Below are 4887 nucleotides of genomic sequence, written 5' to 3' on the forward strand. Positions count from 1 at the left end.
CGGAGACAACATAGTTTGCGCTAGACAACTCTACGGCGGAACTCTGACTCAAACTGCTCACACGCTAAAAAGATTTGGAATTGAAGCTAGATTTTTTGATGTTCATGACACTAATGCTATGGAGAAGCTAATAGACGAGAAGACAAAAGTTATCTTTTTTGAGTCTTTGACAAACCCAAGCATCGATGTAGCAGACATTGAAACAATTACTAAAATCGCAAACAAATATGGGATTTTAACGGTAGTTGACAACACTGTAGCAACTCCAGTTTTATGCCGTCCGTTTGAGCATGGAGCTGATATAACAGTTCATAGCGCAAGCAAATATACAACAGGACAAGGTCTTGCAATCGGCGGTATTTTGGTTGAGAGAAAAGGTTTGGTTGAGAAATTAAAAGCAAATCCTCGCTACGCTCACTTTAATGAGCCTGATAACTCTTACCACGGTCTAGTTTATGTAGAGGTGCCGCTTCCACCGTTTACGCTTCGCGCTCGTCTTTCACTTCTTCGTGATTTGGGTGCTGTCGTATCTCCTTTTAACTCATGGCTCTTTATTCAAGGGATTGAAACTCTCTCTCTTCGCATGAGAGAACACTCTAAAAATGCACTTGAATTAGCAGAGTTTTTAGAGTCACATCCAAAGGTTAAAAAAGTAAACTATCCGGGATTAAAAAGCAACGCAAACTATAAAAATGCTCAAAAGTATTTTGAAAATGGTGCCTGCAGCGGACTGCTAAGCTTTGAAGTGAGCTCTCTTGATGAGGCTGTAAAAATAGTCAATGCAACTAAGCTCTACTCCCTTGTTGTAAACATCGGGGATTCGAAGTCTATCATTACACATCCTGCTTCAACAACCCATCAGCAGTTAAATGAAAAAGAGTTGATTGCTTGTGGAGTTCCATCGGGGCTTATTAGAATCTCTTGCGGACTAGAGAGCATTAGGGATTTAGTAGCAGATATCAAACAGGCGCTAGAGGCGTAAATTTGTCATTAAACTTAAAGACATACACAGAACATTTCACAAACCCGCTCTACCTTGAGAGCGGACGTATATTAGAACCATACGATATAACTTACGAAACTTACGGGAAACTTAACGTTGATAAAAGCAACGTCATAGTTATCTGCCATGCTCTTACAGGTTCTCATCACTGTGCGGGAACTTATGATGGAGATAAAAAAGCGGGATGGTGGGACAACCTTATCGGCAGCGGCAAAGCAGTGGACACCGACAAATATTTCGTAATATGCACAAATGTTCTTGGCAGCTGTTTTGGCTCAACGGGACCTATGAGCGCACAGCACCCGCATCAAAATCCATACCGATATAAATTTCCGGTTATTACCATAAAAGACATGGTAAAAGCGCAAAGAATTCTTTTTGACAAACTCGGTATCCACAGTGTTCATGCAATTATCGGCGGTTCAATGGGCGGTATGCAAGCACTTCATTTTGCCATTCACTACCCTGATTTTGCTTCAAAAATCATCTCTTTGGCAACAACGCATGCAACGCAGCCTTGGGCTATTGCCTTTAACAAAATATCTCAAGAGGCAATACTAAAAGATCCCGATTTTAAGGGTGGCTACTATGAGAGCAAGGAGATAGCTGCTAACGGATTATTCGGCATGGCAGTTGGCAGAATGGCAGGACACATAAGCTTTCTCTCCCCTGAATCGATGCAGAGCAAATTCGGCAGAGAGTACAAAAGCACCGATGGTCTCTACGAGCTTTTCGGCAAGTTTCAAATAGAGATGTATTTAGAGTACAACGGCTACAACTTTACAAAATGGTTTGATCCGCTCTCTTATCTCTATATCACAAAAGCGATAAACATCTATGACCTCTCCCGCGGATTTGACTCTTTAAGCGAAGCTCTACAGAAGATAAATACAGAACTTCATCTTATTAGCTTTAGTAACGATCTGCTCTTTAGAAATTACGAGATGAAGGAAATTAGCGATACACTTACTGCCATAGGGTATAAAAACCACAACTATCTTGATGTCCAGAGCGACTATGGGCATGACTCCTTTTTGGTAGAAGTTGATAAATTTGAAAAATATATAGAGGATGTGTTAAATGGCTAAAGAAACAGAAGATTTTACTCCTAAAGAAACCGAAAATTTTGAGTCAAAACTGCAAAATGCTAAGAAGATTTTAGAAACTTTAATGAATCCTGAAATTACACTCTCAGAGAGTGTAAAAGCGTACGAAAAAGGGATGAAAGAGTTAGCAGAGGCGCAGAAAATACTCGAAGAAGCAGAGATTAAAATTACGCAAATAAAGGGAGAGTAGTTGCGCGCCGCGGTACTTCAACTTAGTGCGCAGGGAATGAGCTCAACGAAGCTCTACAACTATATCCGAATCGCTTCCAAGCAGGGAGTAAAAGTTTTACTTTTGGGGGAGTATATACTCAACCCTTTTTTCAAAGAGCTTCAAACTCTCTCAGCAACTATGATAAAAGAGCACTCAGAGCATCAAATAAAAGTGCTAAGAGAGCTCAGTGAAACCTATGGGATTACCATTATCGCTCCGATTATTATCGTAAAAAGAGGCAAAACGTACAAAAGTATCGCAAAATTTGCACCCTACTCTACATCTTACTACCAGCAGCAGCTTCTCATAAACTACCCGCACTGGAACGAAGAGAAGTTTTTTGCAAACGAACAAAAAGCCATTGAATCTCCGTTGATATTTAATATAGATGGATTTAAATTTGGAGTCATGAGCGGATTTGAACTCCATTTTGATATAATATTTAAAGATTTGACTTCTAAAAATATAGATTGTATTTTACTGCCGAGTGTCTCTACTTTTGACTCCTTTGAGAGATGGAAAGCGCTTATACTCTCACGCGCATTTACCCACAACTGTTATATTTTAAGAGCAAACAGAATTGGCGAGTATAGTGAGGATGGCTTTACATGGCATTTTTACGGTGATTCGCTTCTAGCTTCGCCAAACGGAGAACTTCTTGAGCACTTGGGTAATAAAGAGGAGCTTATGATCGTCGATATGCAGCACTCTGAAGTACTAAAGGCGAGAAAGTTTTGGGGTTTTAAAGAGATAATACACAAAAGGAGCTCTCTATGATGGAGTATTTTCACCGTCAAGTTCAGCTTTGGGGGGAAGATACCCAAAGAGAGTTACAGCAAAAAAAGATAGCAATAGTAGGTGCAGGCGGGCTTGGAAGCTCTTTGGCCTTTGCTTTGGGCGCAAGCGGTATTGGCGAGATTCATATGATAGATTTTGATGAAGTCTCCCTGCACAATATCCACCGACAGATCGCCTTTAAGATGGGTGACGAGGGGAAAAACAAAGCAGTTGTAAATTGTGAGCTTATAGAGCAGAGATGCCCTTTTGTAAAAGCAGTTGCTCATGAGGGCAACTTTAGCGAGTGGTGCGAAAAAAATATAGAGGTTGATCTAATAATCGATGCGACAGACAATCTTCCAACTCGCGCAGAGATAAACGACTACTGCAGAGGTAAAGATTTGCCTTGGATATATGGAAGCGTTGAGGCTTTTCACGGGCAGGTCTGTTTTTTTAAAGAGTCATCTTTTAGAGATGCTTTTAAGATTACATCAAAAACTCCAGCTGGGATTACCGCTCCAATAGTGATGCACATTGCTTCCCTGCAAGCAAATCTAGCACTTAGGTACTTAGCCGGTTTAAGTGTAAAAAAAGATTGGCTCTACTACCTCTTTTTTAACAACGAAGGCGAGCTGATAACGCAAAAATTCTCTCTTCCAAAAACATAAGGATATACATGAAGTTTTTATCTATTTTTCTCTTAATTTTTAATCTTAGCGCAGCAGATGTTTTTAGCATAACGCAAAAACCAAAAGAGAGTCTTGAATCAATAGCAAGACATGCCATCAAGTTTGGAAGCGGTAAAGAGAGTGATATTTATGTTTTTGTTGATCCTCTATGCAAATATTCACGTAGTCTTATGAAAAAGATAGATGAAAATAAAATGCTGCAGCTCTCCAGCACATACCACATTTTTTTGTACAGATTACCGCGTCTGGACTCTGAAAAAACAATGCAGTATATATATGAATCTGCAGACCCAAAAGAGACACTTACGGAGATTATGATATATGAAGAGGAGGTGGATCTTAGCAACTTTAAAGCTAGACAAAGCACTATAGATGCGCTGAGTGAAATCGCAGAGGTTGCCAAAACTCTCGACATGTCGCAGCGCCCATATATGATAACTTTTGAAAAGAATTCCAAATATTGTAGAGTCTCAGAGGGGGAAGCCTCATGCCTAGAAGAGTTTGACAGTCATTAACCTCTCTTTTAATGATTTTGGATATAATTGTGACTACTATTAAAGGCGCTAAAAACTATGAAATTTGAATTATATCCATTTGAAAAACTAAATAATTTACTTAAAGATATTGCGCCAAACGACAAATATGAGTCGTTAGCTTTAACAATCGGTGAACCGCAATTTGAAACTCCCGATTTTATACAAAAAGCACTCTGTGACAATGCTTCACTTCTTAGAAGATACCCTAAAACCGCAGGAGAAGAGAGCTTAAGAGAGGCTCAAAGAGAGTTTGTTGCAAAAAGGTTCGGCGTAGAGCTCACTAACGATCAGATTATCCCTACTTTTGGTACAAGAGAGGTTCTTTTTAACTTTCCACAATTTCTTCTTTTTGACAAAAAAGAGCCGGCTATCGCTTTTACAAACCCTTTTTATCAGATTTATGAGGGAGCCGCTATTGCTTCAAGAGCAAAGACGATATATCTCAATCTTACAGAGAAGAACAACTTTAAGCCTCTGATTGATGAAGAGAAATTATCTGAATGTCATCTTGTGATTTTAAACTTTCCAAACAATCCAACCACATCCACGCTTACTCTTGATGAGC

At 39.5% G+C, this 4887-nt stretch carries 7 protein-coding genes; all 7 read left to right on the top strand.

Translation table 11 applies throughout. The features are described from left to right. Positions 1-982: O-acetylhomoserine aminocarboxypropyltransferase/cysteine synthase family protein (locus RQ763_RS09465; RefSeq protein ID WP_314152610.1), on the top strand; the 982-nt coding region annotated here is incomplete at its 5' end. 2 nt (positions 983-984) lie between these two features. After that, positions 985-2091: a homoserine O-acetyltransferase gene (locus tag RQ763_RS09470; RefSeq protein WP_314152611.1), complete on the top strand. Its 1107-nt coding sequence runs from the start codon at positions 985-987 to the stop codon at positions 2089-2091. After that, positions 2084-2299: an exodeoxyribonuclease VII small subunit gene (gene xseB / locus RQ763_RS09475; protein WP_294930019.1), complete on the top strand. Its 216-nt coding sequence runs from the start codon at positions 2084-2086 to the stop codon at positions 2297-2299. The genes RQ763_RS09470 and xseB overlap by 8 nt, the downstream gene beginning before the upstream one ends. After that, positions 2300-3097 carry a carbon-nitrogen hydrolase family protein gene (locus RQ763_RS09480; RefSeq protein WP_314152613.1) on the top strand — a complete coding sequence of 266 codons (798 nt, stop codon included), beginning with the start codon at positions 2300-2302 and terminating at the stop codon, positions 3095-3097. It begins immediately after the preceding gene. Beyond that, positions 3094-3765, top strand: a complete 672-nt coding sequence (locus tag RQ763_RS09485; RefSeq protein ID WP_314152614.1) for a HesA/MoeB/ThiF family protein — start codon at positions 3094-3096, stop codon at positions 3763-3765. The genes RQ763_RS09480 and RQ763_RS09485 overlap by 4 nt, the downstream gene beginning before the upstream one ends. Positions 3766-3773: 8 nt before the next feature. Beyond that, positions 3774-4301: a hypothetical protein gene (locus RQ763_RS09490; protein ID WP_314152616.1), complete on the top strand. Its 528-nt coding sequence runs from the start codon at positions 3774-3776 to the stop codon at positions 4299-4301. Between the two features lie 57 nt (positions 4302-4358). Continuing rightward, positions 4359-4887 (top strand): aminotransferase class I/II-fold pyridoxal phosphate-dependent enzyme (locus tag RQ763_RS09495; RefSeq protein WP_314152617.1); only part of this gene is annotated, 529 nt, incomplete at its 3' end.

The organism is Sulfurimonas sp., assembly GCF_032250635.1.
In the GTDB taxonomy this organism is placed as follows: domain Bacteria; phylum Campylobacterota; class Campylobacteria; order Campylobacterales; family Sulfurimonadaceae; genus Sulfurimonas.